Here is a 22,057-nt window from a genome sequence, read left to right on the forward strand (position 1 = left end):
AAGGGAGCAAGGCCTGACACGGATGATCCGCGCGGTGCTGCCCGTGATCATGGCGGCCCTGCCCGCGGTCGCCTCCGCCGCCGAGTATGTCGACGGGCCCTACCGCGAGCGCCGCGCCCTGTCGCTGCTCCTCGGGCCGGGGGCATCCTATGCGGAGCTGATCAACCGCTCCGACGAAGACGTGGAGTCCGGCGGGGACGTGCACCTGGACCTCGGGGGCACGCGCACGGTGGGCTACGACGGGGACGAGGTCTTCCTGATGATCCGCGGCAGCCTGCGCGGGCCGGATCTCTCGCTGGTGGGCGGCTACCGGAGCTACTTCGGCCAGGACGCGTGGCAGAGCTTCTTCGACCTGGGCGCGATGATCAGGCCGTTTTCTGGGCCGTGGGTGGGGCCTCGCATAGCTTTGGGCCTGCGGCACACCTTCTCCGAGCGGTTCGCGGTCTTCGGAGGACTCGGCCTCACGCTCGGGTTCGGCTCGGGCCTGCGGGCAGACGCCGAAGTCTTCACCGGGGTGCAGTGGATCTTCCCGGTAGGTTCGCAGCAGTGAATTTGTTGCGATCCGACAGGTCTGTGAGATGGTGTGCGCATCTGTAGGAGGTCGCGCACTTGGACATGAATCCCCGCCTCACCTCAGTGGTCTTCCGGCTCAACCGCGAGAAGCTCGACGCCCTGAAGGAGCTGTCGCGCACCACGCGCATCCGTCAGAGCGAGTACCTGCGAGAGGCCATCTCGGATCTGCTGGCGAAGTACGAAGAGCGGCTCGTCGACTGACGGCCACGACCGGACCCCGCCGCGTGTCACCTATGGAAGGAAGGGTGGCTCCAGCGGCAGCCCCGGGGGATGCAGGCGCTCCCCGGCGGAGAAGGGGTCCACTCCCGGAGGGTAGCGAACCTCCCAGAGAATCAGGCCGTGCGCGGGCGCCTTGAAGCCCTCGATGGCCTCCCCTGACTCCAGCGCCGCCTTCCATTCCGCTTCCGGCAGCAGTCCCGCCGCCACCTTCAGCGCGCTCCCCACCAGGTAGCGCACCTGGTAGCGCGCGAAGCCGTCCCCGCTCAGCCTCGCCTCGTACAGCCCACCGCCCAGCTCATGCAGGGTGGCGGACTCCAGCGTGCGCGGCTTGCGGGGGCTGGACTTCTCATGGAACGCAATGAAGTCCCGCGTGCCCACCGCCGCGCCGAGCAGCTCCTCGAGCCGCTCGGGCGTCACCGGCCTTCCGGCCCCCTGCAGCAGGGGCTCGGCGGGCACGTCCAGCGCGTACGGCGCCCACGCCGCGTCACTCGCGCCCCCCAGCCGCAGCCGGTAGCGGTACGCCTTGCCGCTGGCGCTCCACTGGGCATGGAACGAGCGGGGCACGCGCACGCAGACCAGGCCCAGGCCGGGGGGCAGGCGCTCGGGCAGCCGCCGGGCGAGCGCGTCCGCCGAGTCGCCGGGCTCCAGCCGCACGCTCACCACCTGCATCCGCGCGTGGACGCCCCGGTCCGTGCGCCCCGCCGGCATGATGGTGGCGGGGACCCCTACCGAGGAGAGGGCGCCCTCCAGCGCCTCCTGCACGGTGGGGCCGGCAGGCTGCCGCTGGAAGCCTCGGAAGTTTCCGCCGCGGTACCAGATCCACAGTGCGACAGGAATCCGTCTGGAGGTCGAAGGGAGCACGCCGTTGCGAGTGTGTGGGGGAACGCGGGATACTCGCGCGCGAAATGGCGGCCGGACAAGACTTTGCGGTGGATGTGGAAGGTCATTGGCTCTTCCGACAGGGGGACCTGGTCCTCGGACCGGTGAGCGGCGGGCAGCTCGTGGAGAAGCTCACCACGGGAGAGCTGACGCCGGACACGCCGGTGGCGCTCGCGGGGGAGCGCGACTTCCACCGGCTGGGAGACGTGGAGGCCTTCCGGGTGCACGTGGCCCGGGCGGAGGCCCGCGCGCGGGTGGACGCCGCCGTCGTGGTGGAGCGGGCGAAGTCACGCAAGCGCCTCAAGATTCTCGGCACCGCGGCCGGCGTCGGCGTGCTGGTGCTGGGCTTCTTCGGCCTGCAGCTGGCCCGCAACGTCGCGGTGCACGGCGTCTTCGGAGGCGGCGGGGAGCTCGAGGACGACTTCGGCGGGGAGGAGATCGTCATCCGCGTGGCCCAGGCGCGCCCGGACGACGAGGAGCTCTTCGAGTATCCGACGAACGGGACGAAGCGCCCCGACGCGGTCGCCAGCGGCACGAAGCCCGCCACCGGCACCAGCGGCCCGGGCAGGGTTGCCATGGCGTCCACCACCCGCACCGAGGAGCGGCGCCCGCCGCGTCCCGCGGGCAGCGTGGCCACGGACCCGGACGGCATGCAGGTGGCCCAGTCGTTCGACCAGTCGTCCATCAACAAGGTGGTCTCCGGCAACCGGTCCGCGCTCTCCAGGTGCTTCAGGGAAGAGGCCGAGCGCAGCCCGGGCCTGGCGGCGAAGATTCCGCTGGAGTTCGTCATCGGCAACGACGGCCGGGTCAGCAAGCTCTGGGTGGACAACCCCCAGTTCAAGAAGGGCCCGCTCTACGACTGCCTGCTGGTGGAGCTCCAGAAGTGGCCCTTCCGCCCCTACGAGGGCGAGCGGGCGACGGTCGGCCTGACGTTCAACATCGGCAAGCGGGGGTAGGGCCAGTTTCTTGCCCACCCCCCGGGCATGGCCGATACCTGGGCCATGTCCGCTGCTGCATCCGTTGCCGAGGCCGAAATCGCGAAGAAGGCGCTGAGCGTACCCCCGGGTACCTTCCGGCACACCGTGCTGGTGGCCGCCAAGCGCTTCAAGTCCACCTGGGCCGAGCTGGGCCAGCTGCTCGTCCAGGTCCGGGACGAGGCCAAGTTCGAGGAGTGGGGCTACCCCACCTTCGAGGCCTACTGTCTCAAGGAACTGCACATCAAGAAGCAGACCGCCCTGAAGCTCACGCGCTCGTTCAGCTTCCTGGCCAAGCACGAGCCCGAAGAGGAGCTCAAGGCGCAGGAGTTCCCCGAGAAGGCCCCCGCCTTCGAGGTCATCGAAGTGCTGGCGGACGCCGAGGAGCGGGGTCAACTGTCCCCCACCGAATACAAGTCCCTCCGCGACAGCATCTGGAGCCCGGAAAAGTCCCCGACAGAGCTGAAGAAGGAGTTTTCCGAGCGGTTTCCCCGCCCGGCGCCGGAGCCGCCCCCGGAGAGCGCCCAGGTGCGGAAACTGGCGCAGACCGCTCGGAAGCTCGCCAGTGAGCTGGCGGGGTGCCGTCGGATCCCGAACGCTGTCGCCGAGCGGGCGGCCGCCCTGGCCGAGGACGTCGAGGACATCGCCGCGGGCGTGACGGACGCCTGAACCGCTGTTACTGAACGCTGACCCGCTGCCGGGGCTGTACGCTCGGCAACGGGCCTGTACCGCCGGGCTTCCTGCCCGAGGGGGAGGGCCCTATAGTGGTTCAGGGCCCCATGTAGGTGGGCCTGACGGCTGTTCGAGACGTGGGCAGGCCGTGAGGGTAGGGGAGCGGTGGACGGCGAAGTAGGCTTCGGCTGGGCCGGAGTCGGCGAACTCGGAGGCGGCAGTGAAGAAGGAGCACCACGTCAACCTGTCCTGTTCGTTCTGCGGCAAGTCGCAGCGCGAGGTCCGCAAGCTCATCGCGGGCCCGACTGTCTACATCTGCGACGAATGCATCAAGCTGTGTAACGACATCATCGCGGACGAGAACGAGCGCGAAGAGGGCAAGCCGCAGGTCAGCCTGCCGACGCCAGCCGAAATCAAGGCGTTCCTCGACGACTACGTAATCGGTCAGGACCAGGCGAAGAAGGTCCTCGCGGTGGCGGTGTACAACCACTACAAGCGCATCTACCAGAAGAAGCCGGCCGCACGGCCGCGCCCCGGGGTGAAGGCGCCCGGCGGCGAGGACGTGGAGCTGAGCAAGAGCAACATCCTGCTCATCGGTCCCACGGGAAGCGGCAAGACGCTGCTGGCCCAGTCGCTCGCGCGGTTCCTCAACGTCCCCTTCACCATCGCCGACGCCACCAGCCTCACCGAGGCCGGCTACGTGGGCGAGGACGTGGAGAACATCATCCAGAACCTGCTCCACAACGCCGACTACGACGTGGAGAAGGCGGCGCGCGGCATCGTCTACATCGACGAGATCGACAAGATTGCCCGCAAGGGTGACATGCCGAGCGCCACCCGCGACGTGGGCGGCGAGGGCGTGCAGCAGGCGCTCTTGAAGATCATCGAGGGCACCCGCGCCAACGTCACGCCGCGCGGCGGGAAGAAGTACAACCAGCAGGAGTACGTCCAGGTCGACACGACGAACATCCTCTTCATCTGCGGCGGTGCCTTCCACGGCATCGACGGCGTCATCAAGCGCCGCGTGGGTGAGAAGGGCCTGGGCTTCGGCGCGAAGATCACCCACCGCGAGGAGCGCAGCGTCGGCGAGCTGCTGGCGCTGACGGAGCCGGAGGACCTGATGAAGTTCGGGATGATTCCCGAGTTCATCGGCCGCCTGCCCATGATCGCCACGCTGAACGACCTGAAGGAAGAGGACCTGGTCATCATCCTCTCGCAGCCGAAGAACGCGCTGGTGAAGCAGTACCAGAAGCTCTTCGAGATGGAGAAGGTGAAGCTGACCTTCACCAAGGAGGCGCTGCGCGCCATCGCCCGCGAGGCGATGCGCCGTCACTCCGGAGCGCGCGGCCTGCGCGCCATCCTGGAGGACGCGATGCTGGAGATCATGTACGACGTGCCGTTCCGCGAGGGCGTCAAGGAGTGCAAGATCACCGAGCAGGTGATCACCAAGCACGAGCCGCCCCAGCTGGTGATGGAGAAGGAGAAGAAGACGGCGTAGCGCGCCGCTTCGGCTCCTGAAGCAGGAAGGCCCTTCTTCCCCCGCGTGGGAAGCGGGGCCTTCGCTTTTTCAGGCGGCGGCGCCCGACGAGGCGGAAGGGGCGGCGGGCAGGGTGATGATGAACTCGGCGTACTCGCCGGGCTCGCTCTCCACGCGAATCTCGCCGTGGTGCTCCTGGACGATGTCGTGGCAGAGCGACAGGCCCAGGCCGGTGCCCACGCCGGCGGGCTTGGTGGTGAAGAAGGGGTCGAAGAGCTTCGCGCGGATGTGCTCGGGGATGCCGGAGCCGTTGTCGCGCACGCGCAGCTCCACCTTGTCGCCCTGGCGGCGGGTGCGGACGTGGATTCGCGGGACGAAGCCCGGGGGCGCACCCTGCTGCTTCTGCACGGTGGCGTAGAAGGCGTTCTCGAGGATGTTGATGAACAGGCGGCTGATGTCGCTCGCCACCAGCTCCACGGTGCCCACGCCCGGGTCCAGGTCGGACTCCGTCACCACGCTGGCGCCGCCCGGGCGGCTGCGCAGGCCCTGCGAGGCCAGGTTGAGGCTGTCGCGAATGAGCGCGTTGAGGTCCGCGCGGGAGCGCGTCCCCTCGGAGCGGCGCGAGTGCCGCAGCATCGTCTTGATGATGTCCGACGCGCGCTTGCCATGGGTGTTGATGCGCTGCGAGTTCTGCCGCAGGTCCTCCAGCAGCTCCAGCACGTCCTGCAGGGCCTGGGCATCCAGCCGGCTCGCCAGGGCGCGCAGGGACTCCTCCAGCTCGCGGGCCAGCCGTGAGGACAACTCGGAGAAGTTGTTCACGAAGTTGAGCGGGTTCTGCAGCTCGTGGGCGATGCCGGCGGTGAGCGCGCCCAGGGACGCGAGCTTCTCCTGGGCCACGAGCTGGCGCTGCATCTCCTGGAGGCGGGTGAGGGTGTCCGCCAGCTCCGCGTTCTTGTGCTGGATTTCGGCGGTGCGCTCCTCCACGCGGCGCTCCAGGGTGCGGCTGTAGTCCTCGAGGCTGGCGTAGAGGCCGGCGTTCTCCAGGGAGATGGCGGCCTGGAACGACAGCAGCCGCAGCACCTCCAGCCGCTCGCGGGTGAAGGCCCCGGGCGTGGCGTCGTTCTCCAGGTACAGCACGCCGGTGAGTGACAGCTGCTTCAAGAGCGGGCTGCAGAGCACGGACTTGGGCCGGGCGGCGCGGATGTACGGGTCCTCGGAGAAGGGCTCCTCGGTCGCCGCGTCGTGGAGCAGCACCGTCTCCCCGGTGCGCACCACGTAGTGGATGATGGAGGCAGGCAGCGCGGTGGAGGACTCCACCGGCAACGCCTGCTCCACCACGCCGCTGCCGTCCACCGAGCCCTCGGCCGCAATGAACAGGCCCTCGGGCTTCTTCAGGATGAGGAAGCCGCGCCGCGCACCGGCGTTCTCGATGACCAGCGTCATCAGCTTGCGCAGCAGCTTGTCCAGGACGATTTCGCCCGACAGCGCGCGGGCCGTCTTGAGCACCGACTCCAGGTCCAGGGCCGCCAGTGACGTCCCCGCCACCTCGTCCGTCCGCTGGGCGGCGGCGGGCGCGGAGGGCAGCAGGCGCGGGTGCTCGCGCTCCAGGCGCGCGGCGACGGCGCGGGCGCCCCATCGCAGGAAGGCGGTGCGGGCGTCTTCCAGGTACGCGCGGGCCACGCGCTCGCGGGCCTGGGCCAGGTGGAAGCGGGCCGCGGCCTCACAGGCCACACCCTCGTCGAGCGACAGCTCGTGCTGCCGGGCCAGGCGGATGGCGCGGTCATAGCCGTCCGCCGCGTCGTCCAGGTGGCCGTCCAGGCGGGCGCGCTCCGCGTCCAGCAGCTCCGCGCGGGCGCCGTAGTTCATGGGGGCGATGCGGGCCCAGCCGCGCATGGCCTTGCGGATGGCGTCGATGGAGCGCGACATGCGCAGCCGCTCCAGCGGGCCGCGCGACGGGTGGAGCGCGATGAGGGCCAGGCCCTGGAAGAACTTGTACCAGGGGAAGTAGATCTGCCCGGCGATGAGCTCCGCCTGGGCGTCCACGGCGGAGGCGCTCTCCAGCGCGCCGAGCGCGTCACCGGACAGCCAGCGGCGCAGCGTGCGGAGCACGTCACAGGTGGCGATGCCGTTGGTGTAGCCGAGCTGGCGGTACGGAGCGACCAGCTCCTCCTCGCGTGCGTCCGCGTCCCCGGTGAAGGTCCCGGTGAGCGTGTCGAGCGTGTGGCGGATGTACTCGACGAAGGGCACGTTCTTGTGCCGCTGGGCGGCGAGCGCGTCGCGGTAGCGGTCGATGCGCGGGCCGGCCTCCGCCAGTCCGTCGGTGGCGATGAGCGAGGTGGCGCAGCCGGCGCTCGCGGCATAGCCGAAGTACTCGATGTCGCCCGTCTCCTGGCCCTTCCGGGCGGCGGAGTAGAAGTCGTCGATGCAGGCGGAGAGCGGCTCCTTCCAGTGACGGATGAAGAGGTTGAAGACGAACGTCACCATGGACCGCAGGCTCTCCGCCTGGAAGCGGTCCAGCGTCTTCAGCGCGAGCCGGCCGTAGCGGAAGCCCTCCTCGGGGTTGCCCAGGTGCACGCTGAGCATCAGCCCGTAGCCCACGTACCCGAAGGCGGCCACGCCGGTGGCCCCGTGGCGGATGGTGAGCTGGAGGATGCGCAGCACCACCAACGGGAAGAGCAGCGGCCGGGCCATGAAGGCCACCGAGGACAGCTTCACGAGCAGCCGCAGCGTGGCCAGCAGCAGCGGGTCCGTGCACTCCGGCAGCGAGGCCAGGTCCTCGGGCTTGCGCAGGCCCAGGCGCACCTTCGTCTTCGCCACGGCGGCCAGGACGTGCGGGGGCTTGGGGTTTGCGGGCAGCGGCTGGCCCAGCTTGCGCAACACCTCCAGGCCCAGGTCCACACCGCGCGCGTGCTCGCCGCGGTGCGCGTAGCACTGCAGCCGGACCTCCTGCACCCGGACTTCCTCGGCGCCGTCCGCCGCATGGGCCAGGGCCGCCGCGGCCAGGCGCTCCATCAGGTCGAAGTCCGCCGCGAGGTAGGCCGCCTCCGCCGCCTCCACGTGCAGGTCGAAGGTGAGGCGGCGGTCCTTCTTCCAGCCATCCTCGCCCACCAGCGTCAGTCCGGTGGACAGCAGGCGCAGGGCCGACGCCCACGCGCCGCGCGACTTGCCACTCCGGCCCGCGCGCAGGTCCAGCGCGGCCACGCGGTAGCGCTCGTCCGGGTCCGTCAGCACGGGGAGGGCCAGATGGAAGTGGCTGACGACGTCGACCAGCCCTTCATCCAACCGCTCGGGCGGAGTGTGCCGGAGCAGCAGGCGGCCGATGCGGGCGTGGAGCTGGGGCCGGGCCTCGGCGGGCGTCAGCTCCAGCGCGGCCTGCTGCACGCGGTCGTGGGTGAACTGGTAGGCGCCGCCGGCCTCGGCCTCGGCCTCGGGCTCGCTCAGCGGCGTCACCAGTCCGGCCTGGAGCAGCTCGCCCAGCTGCGCCGCGGCTTCCGCGGGCGGGCGCTCCAGGACGATGGCGAGGCTGCGCAGGTCGAAGCTGTGGCCCAGCGCGGCGGCCACGGGCAGCAGGGCCTGGGCGGTGGGGCTCAGCTCGCGGATGCGGGAGGTGAGCAGCGCCACCACGCCGTCGCTGAAGTCCTGACCGCGCAGGGCGCCCGCATCCCAGCGGAAGCCGCCCCCCTGCGCGTCGAAGCGCACGAGGCCGCGCTCGTAGAATGTCCGCAGCAGCTGCACGGCGAAGAACGGGTTGCCCTCCGTCAGCGAGAGCACCAGCGCCCCCAGCTGCGCGTCCGGCTGTCCGGCCGCGGGCGGGAAGACGTCCGCCACCAGCCGGGCCACGTGCTCGGCGGACAGCGGCTCCAGGGAGACGCGGTGGACGGGCGTGCCGTCCTCCTGCAGGGCGCGGGCGAGTCCCTCCACGGGGTGCTCGGACCACAGCTCCTCCGAGCGGCAGGCCGCCACCACCAGCAGGTGGCCGATGTCGCGGTCGGAGAGGAGCAGCCGCAGCAGCTGGAGGCTGGCGCTGTCGGCCCACTGCAGGTCGTCCAGCACCACCACGAGCGGGTGCTCACGGGTGGCGAGCGCGGCCACCAGCTTGCGCAGCACGAGCTGGAAGCGCAGCTCCGACTCGGCGGGGCCCAGCTCGGGGACGGAGGGCTGCTCACCCAGCACCAGGGCCATGCGTGGCACGGCGTCCACCACGAGCCGGCCCATGCCGCCCACGGCGTCCAGCAGCCGGCGGCGCCACGCGTCCAGGGCCTGCTCCTCCTCGCCGAGGAGGCTGCGCGCCACCTCGCGGAAGGCCTCGAAGATGCCGCTGTAGGGCGTGTCGCGCAGGAGCTGGTCGTACTTGCCGCGGACGAAGAGGCCGTGCCGCGCGGAGACGGAGCGCTTGAGGGTGCCGGTGAGCGCGGACTTGCCCATGCCCGCCGCGCCCGAGACGAGGACGAAGCCGGAGCGGCCGGAGGCGGCGCGCTCGAAGGCCTCCCTCAGTCCGGCCTGCTCCTTCTCGCGGCCGTAGAGGTGCTCGGGGGCGGTGAAGCGCTCGGGGACGTCCTTCGTGCCGAGCGCGAAGGGGGCCACGCTGCCCGTGCCCTCCAGCCCGTCCAGGCAGCGCCGCAGGTCCGCGACCAAGCCGTACGCGCTCTGGTAGCGGTCCTCGGGAGACTTGGCGAGCAGCTTGAGGGCGATGTCCGACAGCGGTGCGGGAAGGCCGGGGACGAGCGAGCCCGGAGGCAGGGGAGGAAGCGCCACGTGCGCGTGGATGAGCCCCAGCGCGTCGGTGTCCGCGAAGGGGCGGCGGCCGGTGAGCAGCTCGTAGAGCACGACGCCCAGGGAGTAGAAGTCGCTGCGCGAGTCCACGCTGCGGTGCGTACGGCCCGTGCCCTCGGGCGACAGGTACTCGAGCGTGCCCTCCAGGCGGTCGGGCGCGACGGGAGCCACCTCCGCGCGGGGGCGGCGGGTGGCCAGCGAGAAGCCGGTGAGCTTCAAGGCCTCGTCGCCGGGGCCCAGCAGCACGCAGCCGGGGTGGAGGTTGCGGTGGACGATGCCCGCCGCGTGGACGGCGCCGAGGACGCGGGCGAGCGCCAGGGTGATGCGGCAGGCGGTGCGAGGCTCCAGCCGACCCTGGGACAGGCGCTGTGCGAGCGTCGCCTCGCCGAAGGACTCCAGCACCAGGGCGAGGCGGCCGGTGCGCGGCTCCACCAGCGCGAGGGGCTGGAGGACGCCGTCGATGCGCAGGTGCTGCGTCAGCTCGAGCTCATGACGGAGGCGCGCGGCGATGGATGGCGGAGAGGAGGGCGCGGGAACCTTGAGGGTGACCGCCGCGCCGTCTTCCTCGCGCGTGGCTCGGAGGAACTGGAAGGGGCCAAAGCCAGCGAACTCCCTGACGATGCGGTAGCCGGCGACTTCAGTCATTGCGTACACCCGTGCGCCAGGGGCGCGCCCCTCATTGCGGAGCGAGGCTAGCCCTGGCCCCCAGGGGTAGCAACAACACCTCCCCCGGGTCGGAAGCGCAGACCCGGCCGGCAGGAGTGGAGCGCGTGGCCCGGGTGTGCGATGGAAGCTGCACGGTGATGAGACCCTCTGGCACGGCAGGTGTGGCAACGCGACACGACGGCAGGCGAGCGCTGGTCATCGGCAGCGGGTTCGGAGGGCTCGCGGCGGCGGTACGGCTGGCGGCGCGAGGCTGGCGCGTCACGGTGCTCGAGCGGAGGGACGGACCAGGCGGGCGGGCGAACGCCTTCCAGCAGGACGGGTTCACCTTCGACGCGGGGCCCACGGTCATCACGTGTCCGCATCTGCTGGAGGAGCTGTGGGCGCTGGCGGGCCAGCGGCTCGCGGACCACGTGGAGCTGCGACCGGTGGAGCCGCTCTACCGCATGCGCTTCCCGGATGGCGCCACGTTCGACTACCACACGGACCGCGAGCAGATGCGGGAGTCCGTGCGGCGGCTGTCGCCCGGGGACGAGACGGGCTTCGACTCGCTGTGCGAGCGCGTGGAGCGGATGTACGAGGCGGGCATCGGTCCGCTGATGAGCGCGCCCGTGCCGGGCCTGCTGAGCCTGGCGCCCTTCACCGCGGCGCTGGTGCGGGATGAGGCGTTCCGGACGATGTACGGGCTGGTGTCCCGGCACGTGCGCGACGAGCGGCTGCGGCAGGCGCTCAGCTTCCACCCGCTGCTCATCGGTGGAAGTCCCTTCACCCCCGCGAGCGCGGTGTACGCGTCCATCCAGTTCGTGGAGCGCAGGTGGGGGGCGTTCTTCCCCGTGGGCGGGACGGGGGCCCTGGTGCGGGGACTGGTGGCGTTGCTGGAGAAGCTGGGCGGCGAGGTCCGGTACGGCAGCGAGGTGACGGAGATCACGCTGGAGGGACGCCGGGCCACGGGTGTCCGGCTGGGTGACGGCACGTGGTTGGCGGCGGATGCGGTGGTGTCGAACGCGGACGCGGCGTGGACGTACCGGTACCTGCTGCCCGGGCACGCGCGGCGGCACTGGACGGACGCGCGCATCCAGAAGGCGCGCTATTCGATGAGCGTGTTCCTCTGGTACTTCGGCACGCGCAAGCAGTACCCGGCGGTGGCGCACCACACGCTGCTGTTCGGCAAGGACTTCCGGGGCATGTTCTCCGGGCTGGAAGGGCAGGGGCAGCCCTCGCAGGAGCCGCTGCTCTACCTGCACCGGCCCACGGCGACGGACGCGGCCCTGGCGCCGCCGGGACACGACGCGTTCTATGTCCTGGCACCGGTGCCCCACCTGGGCGACGGCACGGACTGGCGGGTGCGCGCGGAGCCCTTCCGCCGTGCGCTGGAGGAGCGGCTGGCGGGCTCCGTGCTGCCCGGGCTGAGCGAGGAGCTGGCGACCTCGCGCGTCTTCACGCCGGCGGACTTCCGCGACGACCTCCGGTCCTTCCGGGGCGCGGCGTTCAGCTTCGCGCCCACGCTGATGCAGACCACGTTCCTCCGCGCCCAGGCGCAGAGCGAGGACGTGGAGCGGCTGTACATGGTGGGGGCGGGGACGCACCCCGGAGCAGGCCTGCCCGCGGTGCTGTGCTCGGCGAAGATTGTCGATACGGTGATTGCCCGCGCATGATGCTAGCCCGCAGAACTATCGAACTTACTTTTCTATTCCCATTAATTGCTTGCGCCTCTTGATGGATGTCCTGTTCTCGAATTCAGCCACAAATGCGATTGCGCTGCCTCGGTCGGTCTTTCTTTGTAGCCACATGTCAACGATGGATCTTACAATCTGAGGACTCTCCTTGGCTGCTCCTACGAGAGAGCCAATGAGCACCAGGCTCCATGGGCTGCTGTTTGGAAGGATATTTCCCAGAAGAGTCCCAATTCCTCCCCCGATTGCCATGCTTGCGGTGTGGGTTGCGATTTGGCCAAAGAATTTCCGGTAGGTATTTTTTGATTGGGATTCATACTGCTTAAGATCGACATTTAGCTTGCCGACTATGTACTTGGAGATCTCTAGTCGTGTTTGAGGGCTCCATGGGCTGTCTTTGATCATGGAGGCAATGTTGATGATGTCGCCAGATACATATTTGAGGCGAGCCTCTTCCATTGCGACTCTGTATTTTATGATTTCCGCAGGCGTGCAAAGCGATAGGGCTCCGCTGTCAAACAGCTCATTGGAGACTGTGAATGCCACCTCTCCCAGTTTGCTCCTGAAGTCGAGTTCTGTTAAGGCATTCGGGTGGTATCTTCTGAGAATATCGAGCCCGTTTTTGTACTGATTGTATTTGTATTCTATTTCTGCGCGATGAGTTGGCTCCAGGAATACTGGTGCGGATTCGAGGCGCTCGGAATTGAATAGGTCTCTGGTTATGGATTTTGAGTCGAATACGGCTGGTGGATCTCGAAAGGTGTGCACTACAATTCCCTTGTCGTCTGGTTCGTCCGCCCGTTTAAGCATGATTGTTTTAATGTTGTTCTCAAGGGCGTAGTCGGTTTGTTTTGTTTTGCTGAGTCTGTTGAATTCCTTGTCGGAGACGTCGTTTGCGACGATTCTGTTTCTAAGTTCGGCTATCTCTTTGGTGTCTTCTGTTTTGTTCGTGTCTGGGTTTTTTATGATTCCTGCCTCCCTGAAGGAGAGTAGTGTTTCCTTTAGGTCTGAGTTGCGGAAACTTTCAAATGTTAGCTCGAATGCTTCGGTTGTGTCTCGGAAGTAGTTGAATTTGTCTGCGTGTATTATTATTTTACCGTCTGGGGCGGTGGTTACGTATTGGGGGTTGTTGAGGAATGACTCGTTAAGGATGCTTGCGTTTGGCGGTGTAATGTAAATATCGTCGAACACTAGGGCGAGGCGCTTGAGCGTGTTTGCCAAGGCGGTTCCGCGGGTGCCCTCGTGGTTGCGGATTGAAAGATTGACCCTGAGTCGTGATTTGTTGGACATGCGGTCACATAAGGGGTGGAAAGTGCGGTACTGAATCCTAGTAGATTTGAGGCCGCGCTGGTTGCTGGGTAATCGTAGACGGGCTGGATAGGTTACCGGCACCCGATGGACTCTAGAGAGCGCTTGTCCTGCTCTGGTAGGTGTGGGCACGCGCCCGGAGCGGGTCTGCCCGCAGTGCTCTGCTCAGCGAAGATCGTCGACACGGTGATCGCCCGCGCCGCCTGAGCGTCCGCTCCCCTCGGCCCCCTGCTCAGCGCCGCTTCGGGAAGTGCGGGTACACGTCCTGCTCGAGCACCTCGCGCAGCTTCGGGAAGTTGAGCGCCCACCTCACGCCCAGCCGCCACGGGGCGAACAGCGCCCTCGGCACACGCGGCAGCAGCGTCTCCGGCCACTCGAGGTAGGTCTTCTCGATCTCCTCGAGGTCGAAGTCCTTCTCCACGTCCACGCGGTAGGGCGCCTGGTTCGGGTCATGCCCGTCCAGCTCCGCCAGCAGCCCCGTGGGCAGGAACGTGGTGTGCAGCGTCATGCCGATGTCGAAGTTCCGGCTCCCCAGCCGGCAGATGGGCCCCTTCGCGATGTCCTGCGAGTCGAAGATCCACACCTCGTCACCCGTGGAGTCCGCGGGCAGGTCCGGCGTCGGGTCCGACACCACCAGCGCCACCACGTAGCCCTTCCAGTGCGACACCGCCGGGAAGCGCGCGCTCGGCACGAACTGCGGCGCGAAGCCGAACCAGCCGGTGGGCAGCACGTAGCCCTCGAAGCGCCCCGAGTGCACGTAGAACTTGAAGAAGCTCGCCGCGCGCCCCTCTTGGATGGGCAGCGAGTCCCTGTCCCCGACAATCGGCTTGTACAGCTGGTACAGCGCCTCGGGGACCATGTCCGCCGTGAAGCCGTCCGAGTTGAAGTAGAGCGCCAGCTCCTCGCGCGGAACCACCTCGTTCACCGGCGTGTGGTTCATTCTGAGGTGCGTCTCCAGCTCGCCATTCACCAGGCCCGCGTTGGAGAACACCGTGAGGCCCCACGTGAAGTCGTCGTGCGAGTACAGGGCCGACTGGATGCGCAGCCGCTTCATGTCGATCTTGTGCACGCCCAGCGAGCTGCGCGTGACCGGCACCGCGGTGGGCATGCCCACCTGCCAGTCCTGCACCCGGTTGCCGTTGATGAGCAGCTCTCCCTCCTCCAGCGAGTGGGACAGGTCCTCGGTGGGCGAGTGCCCCGCGACCAGGGTGATGACGTCGTCCGGGTTCTCGTACACCGCGGCGAAGTGCAGCCCGCCGCCGCCCGACTGGAACCGGTGCGCCATGATGGCCGGCGGGTCCTCCGCGTCCATCGTGCCGGGAGACGGCCGCAGGTCCGCGCGCCGCACCACCCAGAACACCGCCTGCGGATAGGACGGCTCCGCCGTCAGCCACTCCACCAGCCGCTTCGAGCCCGGCAGCCACGGCGCCACCGCCTGGCTGGCGATCTGCCAGAAGTTGATGGGGAAGTTCGAGTCCAGGAGGATGACGTAGTCGCGCGTCGCCGCAATCTGGTGCAGCGACGCCGTCACCACCGGCTTGCCCGTGGCCGCGTCGATGAGCTTCCAGTGGTGCAGCCGGTTCTCCCACGTGTCCCAGCTCACCAGCTGTGTGTAGCCCGCGCCCAGCGGCCACTTCGGCCCGTGGTTGGTGAAGAAGAGGCGCGGCCGCTGCTGGTTCGGTGACTCGGGCGAAATCGGCTGGGCGGGCTCCGGGTCGAACGCCGGGTGCGCGGTGCTCTGCAGCAGCGGGAAGGCCCACGGCGCGGGGATGGCCGTCTTCCACTCGCGCCGGTAGCCCAGCGGCGTGTAGGCCTCCAGCGTCTTCGGGTGGATGGCCCACGGGCGCCCCGCGTCCGTCGTCACCAGCAGCATCTTCTCGCCCTCGACGAGGAAGGGCGCCGTGTTCGGCGTCTCCTGGACGCCGAGCGTGAGCGAGACATCCGCCAGCGTGGTGTCCCGGAACTGGTTGAGGTAGCGCGTCAGGGGGCCGCGCGCCGTGGCGCCCGCGTCCACCGACTGACGTGCGTAGTAGGACGGCGTGCGCATGGTGGCGGAGGTGAACTTCGCCCCGCCCCCGAGGAAGTCGAGCCGCAGCACCAGCCCGTCCGAGGCGAGGGCGGGGGAGCCCGCGTGGACGCTCGGGCCCGCGACGAAGACGTGACCCTGCAGGTCGGGCGGGAGCGCGCCGGCGAGCACCTTCAGGGGCTCGTCCACGTACTCCACCGGGCTGGTGGTCATCGTGTTCCGGGGCATCCCCGGCCGCAGGCCCGGGGGCACGTTCAGCCCGGGATACCCGTGCCCGTCCGGCTGGCGCGGGTCTGCGGGGAGCTCCTCGGGAAGGGCGGGGGCAGCGGGGTTCTTCATGGCGGAGTCTGCTTCACGCATGACGGCTCCTGGGGGCAGGGCGAGGGCACGCCGCGTCGGGGAAGGGGGGCGGCAAGGTATCACGCGTGTCGACAGCGCCGTGTCGGCCGGCCGGCCGTCCGCTCTGGGAGGAAGCGGTGACACCTGTTTCACGCGGTACAACCGGTGTACCGGTGTGAGAAGCTTCCCGGGTCCGCGAGAGCCCCCGCTCTCGCGGCACGGGGCGGACCCCCCCGAGGCCACCACCATGGATGAACACGGCATGTCCGAGCGCCAGACCATTGGCGGCAGGTACGTCCTGGAGCGCAAGCTCGCCGGCGGCGGCATGGGCACCATCTGGGTTGCGCTGGACCCGAAGCTCCAGCGGCGCGTGGCGGTGAAGCTGATGGCGTCGCACGCCGCCCCGGCCCCGCTGTCCCGCCAGCAGTTCGAGTGGGAGGCGCAGGCCATTGCCCGCCTCCAGAACCCGCACGTCATCCAGGTGCATGACTGCGACCTCTCCGGCGACACGCCCTACATCGTGATGGAGCTGCTGGAGGGGGAGGACCTGGAGGCGCTGCTCAACCGCCGGGGCCGCCTGTCGCTGGCCATGGTGGAGCGGCTGCTCACGCAGTCCACGCGCGCGCTGACGGCCGCCCACGCCGCTGGCGTCATCCACCGCGACCTCAAGCCCGCCAACCTCTTCCTCGCGCGCACCGCGAGCGGCGAGCTGGTGAAGGTCCTCGACTTCGGGCTGGCGCTGCTGATGTCCGGTGGCGCGGCGAAGCCCCACCCCGAAGAGGGGATGGCGGGCACGCCCCGCTACATGAGCCCCGAGCAGCTCCGCGGCATCGAGCCCCGGCTGGACCACCGCTGCGACCTGTGGGCCCTGGCCGTCGTCGCGTACCGGGCGCTCACAGGCCAGCACCCGTTCCCCCTGGAGTCCCTGCGGCAGATGCGCCTGGGCAACGCGCCCCCGCCCGCCCCCGCGCCCTCCAGCCTCGTGCCCGAGCTGGGCGCGGAGATGGACGCCTTCTTCGCCCGCGCCCTGGACCCGGACCCCGCGCGGCGCTTCCAGTCCGCGCACGAGCTGGCCTCGGCCTTCACCTCCCGGGTGGAGGCGGGCCGGCCGTCGCGCCCCGCGAAGATCCTCGTCGTCGACGACGAGCCGGACGTCGTGGTGCTGATGGAGCAGAGCTTCCGCAAGCAGATCCGCCGCTCCGTCTACGAGTTCCTCTTCGCGGCCGACGGCGAGGAGGCGCTGGAGCAGCTGCGCCAGCACCCCGACACCCAGGTGGTGCTGTGCGACATCAACATGCCGCGCATGGACGGGCTCACCTTCCTGTCGCGCATCGGTGAAGTCACGTCGCTGACCCGCGTGGTCATCGTCTCCGCGTACGGGGACATGAACAACATCCGCACGGCGATGAACCGGGGCGCGTACGACTTCATCACCAAGCCCATCGACTTCCCGGACCTGGAGGCGACGCTCGTCAAGACGCTGAAGCACGTGCGCGAGCTGCGCAGCACCGTGCGCTCCACGGAGGAGAACGGCCTGCTGCGCATGTTCGTGCCGGGCGGGGTGCTGGAGCGGCTGCCGCCCCTGCTGCAGGGCTCGGACGCGCTGGCGGGGGAGCGGGTGGAGGGCACGGTGGTGTTCATCGACGTGGACGCCTTCACCCCCGTCTTCCACCAGGAGGCGCCCGCGGAGTCGCTGCGCCGGCTCAACGCCAACTTCGAGGCCATCGTCCCGGAGCTGCTGTCCCGGGGTGGCACGGTGGACAAGTTCGTCGGGGACGCGGTGATGACCGTCTTCCGGGGGCCGGGCCACGTGGACCGGGCCATGGAGGCGTGCCTGTCCATCCGGCGGCAGTTGGGGACGCTGGCGGACCGGGGCGGCGAGCACGCCCCATATGCGCACGGCGTCTGCATCGGCCTGGACTCCGGGGACCTGGTCTCCGGCAGCGTCGGCGCCAAGGCGTCCGGCCGGCTGGACTTCACGGTGCTGGGCGACGTGGTGAACACGGCCGCGCGGCTGGCGGCGCTGGCCTCCCGGGGGCAGGTGCTGGTCAGCGCCCGGGCCCGCGAGCGCTCGCGAGAGCCCTTCGAGTACACGCCGCTGGGAGAGCAGCTCGTGCCCGGCGTCGGCACGCCGATGGAGCTGTTCGCGCTGGTGCGCCGCGAGGGCGACAGCCGCGTCGCCCCGGACGAGCCCACGCCCTTCGTGGCGTCCGAGCCCCCCGAGGAGCCCGGGACGCCCGGGCTCGCGGCGCTGCCGTCCCGCTAGCCAGGGCAGGGCGGCGGCCCCGGCTTCGCGGGACTACGTCACGCGCACCGTGGTCTTCATCTCCCGGCCGGTGGCCGGATCCCTCGCGCGCATGGTGAGGATGCCTTCGATGTTCACGTCGAAGGTGATCTCCACCTGCACGGTGCCGGCGCGGGCCTGCTGGATGCCGGAGAACGTGAACTCGCCCAGCAGGTCGTTGCGGGCCACCAGCTCGTTGTCGCCCTGGTAGATGCGCACCGCCAGCTCGGTCTGGTTGTCCACGCTGGTGGTGGCCAGCAGCTGCTTGGCGTTGGGGATGGGTGCGTTGCGCGGGAAGACGACGTGGAACGCGCCGCCGGCCTTCTCCAGGCCGATGGCCATGGGAATCACGTCCAGCAGCTGGATGCGCAGGTTGGTGTCGTCCTGCAGCGAGTGCGCGTAGAGCGCCGCGCCGATGGCCACCGCCTCGTCCGGATGCACGCCCTTGCTGGGCGGCTTGCCGAAGAACTTCGTCAGCCGGTCCTGGACGATGGGCATGCGCGTCTGCCCGCCCACCAGCATCACCTCGTCCACGTCCTTCGTGGACAGCCCGGAGTCCACCAGCACCCGCGCCACCATCTGCAGGGTGCGGTCCACCAACTGGTTGGTGAGCTGCTCCAGCATCTTCCGGGTGAACTTCATCTCGATGTTCAGCGGCTGGCCCTGCGCCGTCATCGTGATGAAGGGGATGTTGAAGGGCACCTCGTCGCGCGCGGACAGGTCAATCTTGGTGCGCTCGGCCAGGTCCTTGATGCGCTGCATCGCCACCGGGTCCGTGGCCAGGTCGATGCCCGTCTTGGCCGCGAAGTCCTTCAGGACGTGGTGGATGATGGCGTTGTCGAAGTCGATGCCGCCCAGGAAGACGTCGCCGCCCGTGGACTTCACCTCGAAGACCCGGTCGCGGATCTCGATGATGGACACGTCGAACGTGCCGCCGCCGAGGTCGTAGATGACGACCTTCTCCTTGAGGTTCTTCCCCACGCCGTACGCCAGCGCCGCGGCGGTGGGCTCGTTGATGATGCGCACCACCTCCAGGTCGATGAGCTTCCCGGCGTCCTTCACCGTCTGGCGCTGCCGGTCGTTGAAGTAGGCCGGGACGGTGACGACCGCCCGCTTGATGGGCATCTTCAGGTAGTTCGACGCGACCTCGCGGATCTTCCCGAGGACCTTGGCGCTGATCTCCTGGAGGGTGAACTCCTTCTTCCCCACGTCCAGGGTGACGTCGTTCTTCTTGCCGGGGCGCATGTTGTACGCCACGACCTTCTTCATCGTGTCCACGACGTCACTGCTGAAGGGCTTCCCCACCAGGCGCTTCGAACCGTAGACGGTGTTGCGCGGGTTGAGCTGCCACTGGCGCTTGGCCTCGTAGCCGATCAGCTCGTTCCCCTTGTCGTCGATGGCGAAGATGGAGGGGATGGTGTACTCGCCCCCCTTGTAGGGGATGAGCTTGACGTTCCCGCTGTCCTCGACGATCGCCGCGCACGAGTTCGTCGTGCCGAGGTCGATGCCGATGATGGGCTCCTTGTGCATCGTGTGTGGACTCCGGGTGGGGGGCGCCGCAGAGAAGCAATGGACCGTACCCCAGCCCGCGCGGGTGCGCGAGTCCGCACACTTCCGGGCCTGCGTCCAGGCCCCCTGCCTCCTCAGGTGGGGGGCTGGGAGGCCCGCCCGCTCCCCCTGGCGGAACCCGGGGGAAGGCCACTGTTCCACTTCCCGGGGAGGGCAGGGGGCCTGGCGGCGCCCCCGGGCTGGCGGGCCCCGAACACAAGCCCTGGGAGGGCCTGGACTTCCGGCGGGCGGGCGGAAGACTTCTCCCACCGTCGCGGTCGTGCGGCCGTCCGGCGCCATGGCTAGATCGAACTGACCCCGTACGAGGAGAGCAGCGTGGACGCGAAGGGCTATCTGCAAGAGGTCGGCTCGCAGGTGAGTGCCGACTTCGTCAAGAACCGGTCGATCCTCTCGTTCGAGGAATACCTCTCGCTCTTCTTCAACGACCCGCGCGCCCAGGCGCGCAACGCGGCCCAGTACCTGCGGGACGTGATGGACCACTTCGGCACGGAGACGGTGACGCACCCCACCGGCACCATCCGGCGGTTCAAGGTCTTCGACGCGCCGGGCTCCGAGCGGGACGGCCGGGTGGCCGGCCAGGAGGAGGTGCAGAACGCCATCTACCGGCTGCTCGGCAACTTCGTGCGCGCCGGCCGCATCAACAAGCTCATCCTCCTGCACGGCCCCAACGGCAGCGCCAAGTCCACGCTCGTCAACGCCCTCAAGGAGGGCATGGAGGCGTACTCCCGGCAGCCCCAGGGGGCGCTCTACCGCATCGCCTGGGTCTTCCCGTCCGAGAAGCTCATCAAGGGCTCCATCGGCTTCGGCGAGCGTGCCCCCGGCCAGGAGGAGGTGACCACCTACGCGCACCTGGAGGCGGAGTCCATCGACCTGCGGATGCCCTGCGAGCTGAGGGACCACCCGCTCTTCGCCGTCCCGCCCGGCGAGCGCCGGAAGCTCCTGGAGTCCGCCCTCAAGAAGAAGGGCCTGGGCACGGGGGACGGGGAGACGGGCGACTTCATCCTCTCCGACTACGTGCGTGACGGCGAGCTGTGCTCCAAGTGCCGCCGCATCTACACCGCGCTGCTCAACTCGTACGGCGGGGACTGGCTCAAGGTCATGCGCCACGTCCAGGTGGAGCGCTTCTACGTGTCGCGCCGCTACCAGGTGGGCACGGTGACGGTGGAGCCGCAGATGAGCGTGGACGCCATGGTCCAGCAGATCACCGCGGACCGCACCCAGCTCAACGTGCCCGCGCCGCTGCACAGCACCGTGCTCTACGAGCCGCACGGCCCCCTGGTCCACGCCAACCGGGGGCTCATCGAGTACGCGGACCTGCTCAAGCGCCCCCTGGAGGCCTTCAAGTACCTGCTGGGCTTCAGCGAGACGGGCGAGGTGCCCCTGGAGCCCTTCGTCCTCCAACTGGACGAGGTGCTCATCGCCTCCGCCAACGAGAAGCACCTGGGCGCCTTCAAGGAGCTGCCGGACTTCGCGTCCTTCAAGGGCCGCATCGAGCTGGTGCGCGTGCCCTACCTGCGCCGCTACCGGACGGAGCAGCAGATCTACGACGCGCAGATAACGTCCACCACCGTGGGCAAGCACGTGGCGCCCCACGCCACCGAGCTGGCCGCCATGTGGGCCGTGCTCACCCGCCTGAAGAAGCCCATTCCGGACCGCTACCCCAACGACGTGAAGGAGCTCATCGACCACGTCACCCCGGTGGAGAAGCTGCACCTTTACGAGGAGGGCGCGCCCCCGGACCGGCTCAGCCTGGCCAACACCAAGGAGCTGCGCAAGCTGCGCGAGGAGCTGTTCACCGAGTCGGACGCGTACCCCAACTACGAGGGCCGCTCCGGCGCCAGCGCGCGCGAAATCAAGACGGCGCTCTTCAACGCCGCGCAGAACCCCGACTACAAGTGCCTCAACGCCCTGGCCGTGCTGGAGGAGCTGGACGCCATCTGCAAGGACAAGAGCGTCTACGAGTTCCTCCTCCAGGAGGTGGTGGACGGCTACCACGACCACGAGGCCTTCGTGCGCGTGGCGGAGGCCGAGTACCTGGACCGCGTGGACTCCGAGGTCCGCGAGTCCATGGGCCTGGTGTCGGAAGGGCAGTACCGCGAGCTGGTGGAGCGCTACATCCAGAGCGTCAGCCACTGGGTGCGCGGGGAGAAGATGCGCAACCGCGTCACCGGTGAGAACGAGAAGCCGGACGAGCACCGGATGGCGGAGCTGGAGGCCATCATCATGCCCAAGGGCGAGGACCCCGCTGAGTTCCGCCGCGGCCTCATCTCGTCCATCGGCGCGCACCGCCTGGACAACCCGGACGCGACGATGGACTACCCGCGCATCTTCCCGGACATGTTCCGGCGGCTGCGAGATCACTACTTCGAGGAGCGCAAGCGGGTGCTGCGCAAGAACAAGGAGAACGTCCTCAAGTACCTCTCCGAGGACCGCGGCCAGCTCACCCCCCGCGAGCAGACGCAGGTGCAGAGCACGCTGAAGACGCTCGCGGAGCGCTACGGCTACTGCGAGTTCTGCGCGAAGGACGCCATCCTGTTCCTGATGAAGAAGCGCTACGGGTGAAGAACGCGGGGCCATGAGCGGGCAGGCGGCCGGGGCCACGCCGGTCGTCTGCTTCCAATGCCGGAG

The 22,057-nt window shown here is 69.0% G+C and carries 13 protein-coding genes; 8 read left to right on the forward strand and 5 right to left on the reverse strand.

Annotated features, from left to right (window positions below):
- The first annotated feature begins 22 nt into the window (after window positions 1-22).
- The gene (locus tag LXT23_RS11585; RefSeq protein WP_253980434.1) at window positions 23-550 is read left to right on the forward strand and encodes a hypothetical protein; all 528 of its coding nucleotides are present in this window, start codon (window positions 23-25) and stop codon (window positions 548-550) included.
- 59 nt (window positions 551-609) lie between these two features.
- A complete protein-coding gene (locus LXT23_RS11590) occupies window positions 610-774 on the forward strand; it encodes a ribbon-helix-helix domain-containing protein (protein WP_141644788.1) in 165 nt (54 codons plus the stop codon).
- 30 nt (window positions 775-804) lie between these two features.
- Here the strand turns inward: LXT23_RS11590 and LXT23_RS11595 are convergent, their stop codons facing one another.
- Window positions 805-1,653, reverse strand: a complete 849-nt coding sequence (locus tag LXT23_RS11595) for a tRNA pseudouridine synthase A (protein ID WP_253980182.1) — start codon at window positions 1,651-1,653, stop codon at window positions 805-807.
- A gap of 44 nt (window positions 1,654-1,697) precedes the next feature.
- On the opposite strand from LXT23_RS11595, the gene LXT23_RS11600 reads away from it, so the two are divergent.
- The 3 genes from LXT23_RS11600 (at window position 1,698) to clpX (ending at window position 4,815) form a co-directional block, all read left to right on the forward strand.
- Window positions 1,698-2,627, forward strand: coding sequence for an AgmX/PglI C-terminal domain-containing protein (locus LXT23_RS11600; RefSeq protein ID WP_256560719.1), 930 nt, complete (start codon window positions 1,698-1,700; stop codon window positions 2,625-2,627).
- Between the two features lie 27 nt (window positions 2,628-2,654).
- On the forward strand, window positions 2,655-3,314 hold the full coding sequence (locus tag LXT23_RS11605; protein ID WP_253980184.1) for a hypothetical protein: 660 nt from the start codon (window positions 2,655-2,657) through the stop codon (window positions 3,312-3,314).
- Window positions 3,315-3,537: 223 nt separating this feature from the next.
- Window positions 3,538-4,815: an ATP-dependent Clp protease ATP-binding subunit ClpX gene (clpX, locus tag LXT23_RS11610; protein WP_253980185.1), complete on the forward strand. Its 1,278-nt coding sequence runs from the start codon at window positions 3,538-3,540 to the stop codon at window positions 4,813-4,815.
- 69 nt (window positions 4,816-4,884) lie between these two features.
- Here clpX and LXT23_RS11615 read toward each other — a convergent pair whose 3' ends face one another.
- A complete protein-coding gene (locus LXT23_RS11615; protein ID WP_253980186.1) occupies window positions 4,885-10,212 on the reverse strand; it encodes a trifunctional serine/threonine-protein kinase/ATP-binding protein/sensor histidine kinase in 5,328 nt (1,775 codons plus the stop codon).
- A 182-nt stretch (window positions 10,213-10,394) separates the two neighbouring features.
- Between LXT23_RS11615 and crtI the strand changes: the two genes are divergently transcribed.
- Window positions 10,395-11,885, forward strand: a complete 1,491-nt coding sequence (gene crtI / locus LXT23_RS11620) for a phytoene desaturase family protein (protein ID WP_323378898.1) — start codon at window positions 10,395-10,397, stop codon at window positions 11,883-11,885.
- A gap of 24 nt (window positions 11,886-11,909) precedes the next feature.
- Here the strand turns inward: crtI and LXT23_RS11625 are convergent, their stop codons facing one another.
- The gene (locus LXT23_RS11625; protein WP_253980187.1) at window positions 11,910-13,193 is read right to left on the reverse strand and encodes a hypothetical protein; all 1,284 of its coding nucleotides are present in this window, start codon (window positions 13,191-13,193) and stop codon (window positions 11,910-11,912) included.
- Between the two features lie 250 nt (window positions 13,194-13,443).
- Window positions 13,444-15,597, reverse strand: a complete 2,154-nt coding sequence (locus tag LXT23_RS11630) for a carotenoid oxygenase family protein (protein WP_253980188.1) — start codon at window positions 15,595-15,597, stop codon at window positions 13,444-13,446.
- A 241-nt stretch (window positions 15,598-15,838) separates the two neighbouring features.
- Between LXT23_RS11630 and LXT23_RS11635 the strand changes: the two genes are divergently transcribed.
- Window positions 15,839-17,842, forward strand: a complete 2,004-nt coding sequence (locus LXT23_RS11635; RefSeq protein ID WP_253980189.1) for a protein kinase domain-containing protein — start codon at window positions 15,839-15,841, stop codon at window positions 17,840-17,842.
- Window positions 17,843-17,875: 33 nt separating this feature from the next.
- On the opposite strand, the gene LXT23_RS11640 is transcribed toward LXT23_RS11635, so the two are convergent.
- On the reverse strand, window positions 17,876-19,390 hold the full coding sequence (locus tag LXT23_RS11640) for an Hsp70 family protein (protein ID WP_253980190.1): 1,515 nt from the start codon (window positions 19,388-19,390) through the stop codon (window positions 17,876-17,878).
- 354 nt (window positions 19,391-19,744) lie between these two features.
- On the opposite strand from LXT23_RS11640, the gene LXT23_RS11645 reads away from it, so the two are divergent.
- The gene (locus LXT23_RS11645; RefSeq protein ID WP_253980191.1) at window positions 19,745-21,991 is read left to right on the forward strand and encodes a PrkA family serine protein kinase; all 2,247 of its coding nucleotides are present in this window, start codon (window positions 19,745-19,747) and stop codon (window positions 21,989-21,991) included.
- The last annotated feature ends 66 nt before the right edge of the window (window positions 21,992-22,057 follow it).

Source organism: Pyxidicoccus xibeiensis, from assembly GCF_024198175.1.
Taxonomy (GTDB): Bacteria; Myxococcota; Myxococcia; order Myxococcales; family Myxococcaceae; genus Myxococcus; species Myxococcus xibeiensis.

Bases quoted from the DNA above. Each gene is read 5' to 3' on its own strand.
- LXT23_RS11585 (WP_253980434.1), top strand. From the start codon at position 23: ATGATCCGCGCGGTGCTGCCCGTGATCATGGCGGCCCTGCCCGCGGTC.
- LXT23_RS11600 (WP_256560719.1), top strand. From the start codon at position 1,698: ATGGCGGCCGGACAAGACTTTGCGGTGGATGTGGAAGGTCATTGGCTC.
- LXT23_RS11605 (WP_253980184.1), top strand. From the start codon at position 2,655: ATGGCCGATACCTGGGCCATGTCCGCTGCTGCATCCGTTGCCGAGGCC.
- LXT23_RS11615 (WP_253980186.1), bottom strand. From the start codon at position 10,212: ATGACTGAAGTCGCCGGCTACCGCATCGTCAGGGAGTTCGCTGGCTTT.
- LXT23_RS11625 (WP_253980187.1), bottom strand. From the start codon at position 13,193: ATGTCCAACAAATCACGACTCAGGGTCAATCTTTCAATCCGCAACCAC.
- LXT23_RS11630 (WP_253980188.1), bottom strand. From the start codon at position 15,597: ATGCGTGAAGCAGACTCCGCCATGAAGAACCCCGCTGCCCCCGCCCTT.
- LXT23_RS11635 (WP_253980189.1), top strand. From the start codon at position 15,839: ATGTCCGAGCGCCAGACCATTGGCGGCAGGTACGTCCTGGAGCGCAAG.
- LXT23_RS11640 (WP_253980190.1), bottom strand. From the start codon at position 19,390: ATGCACAAGGAGCCCATCATCGGCATCGACCTCGGCACGACGAACTCG.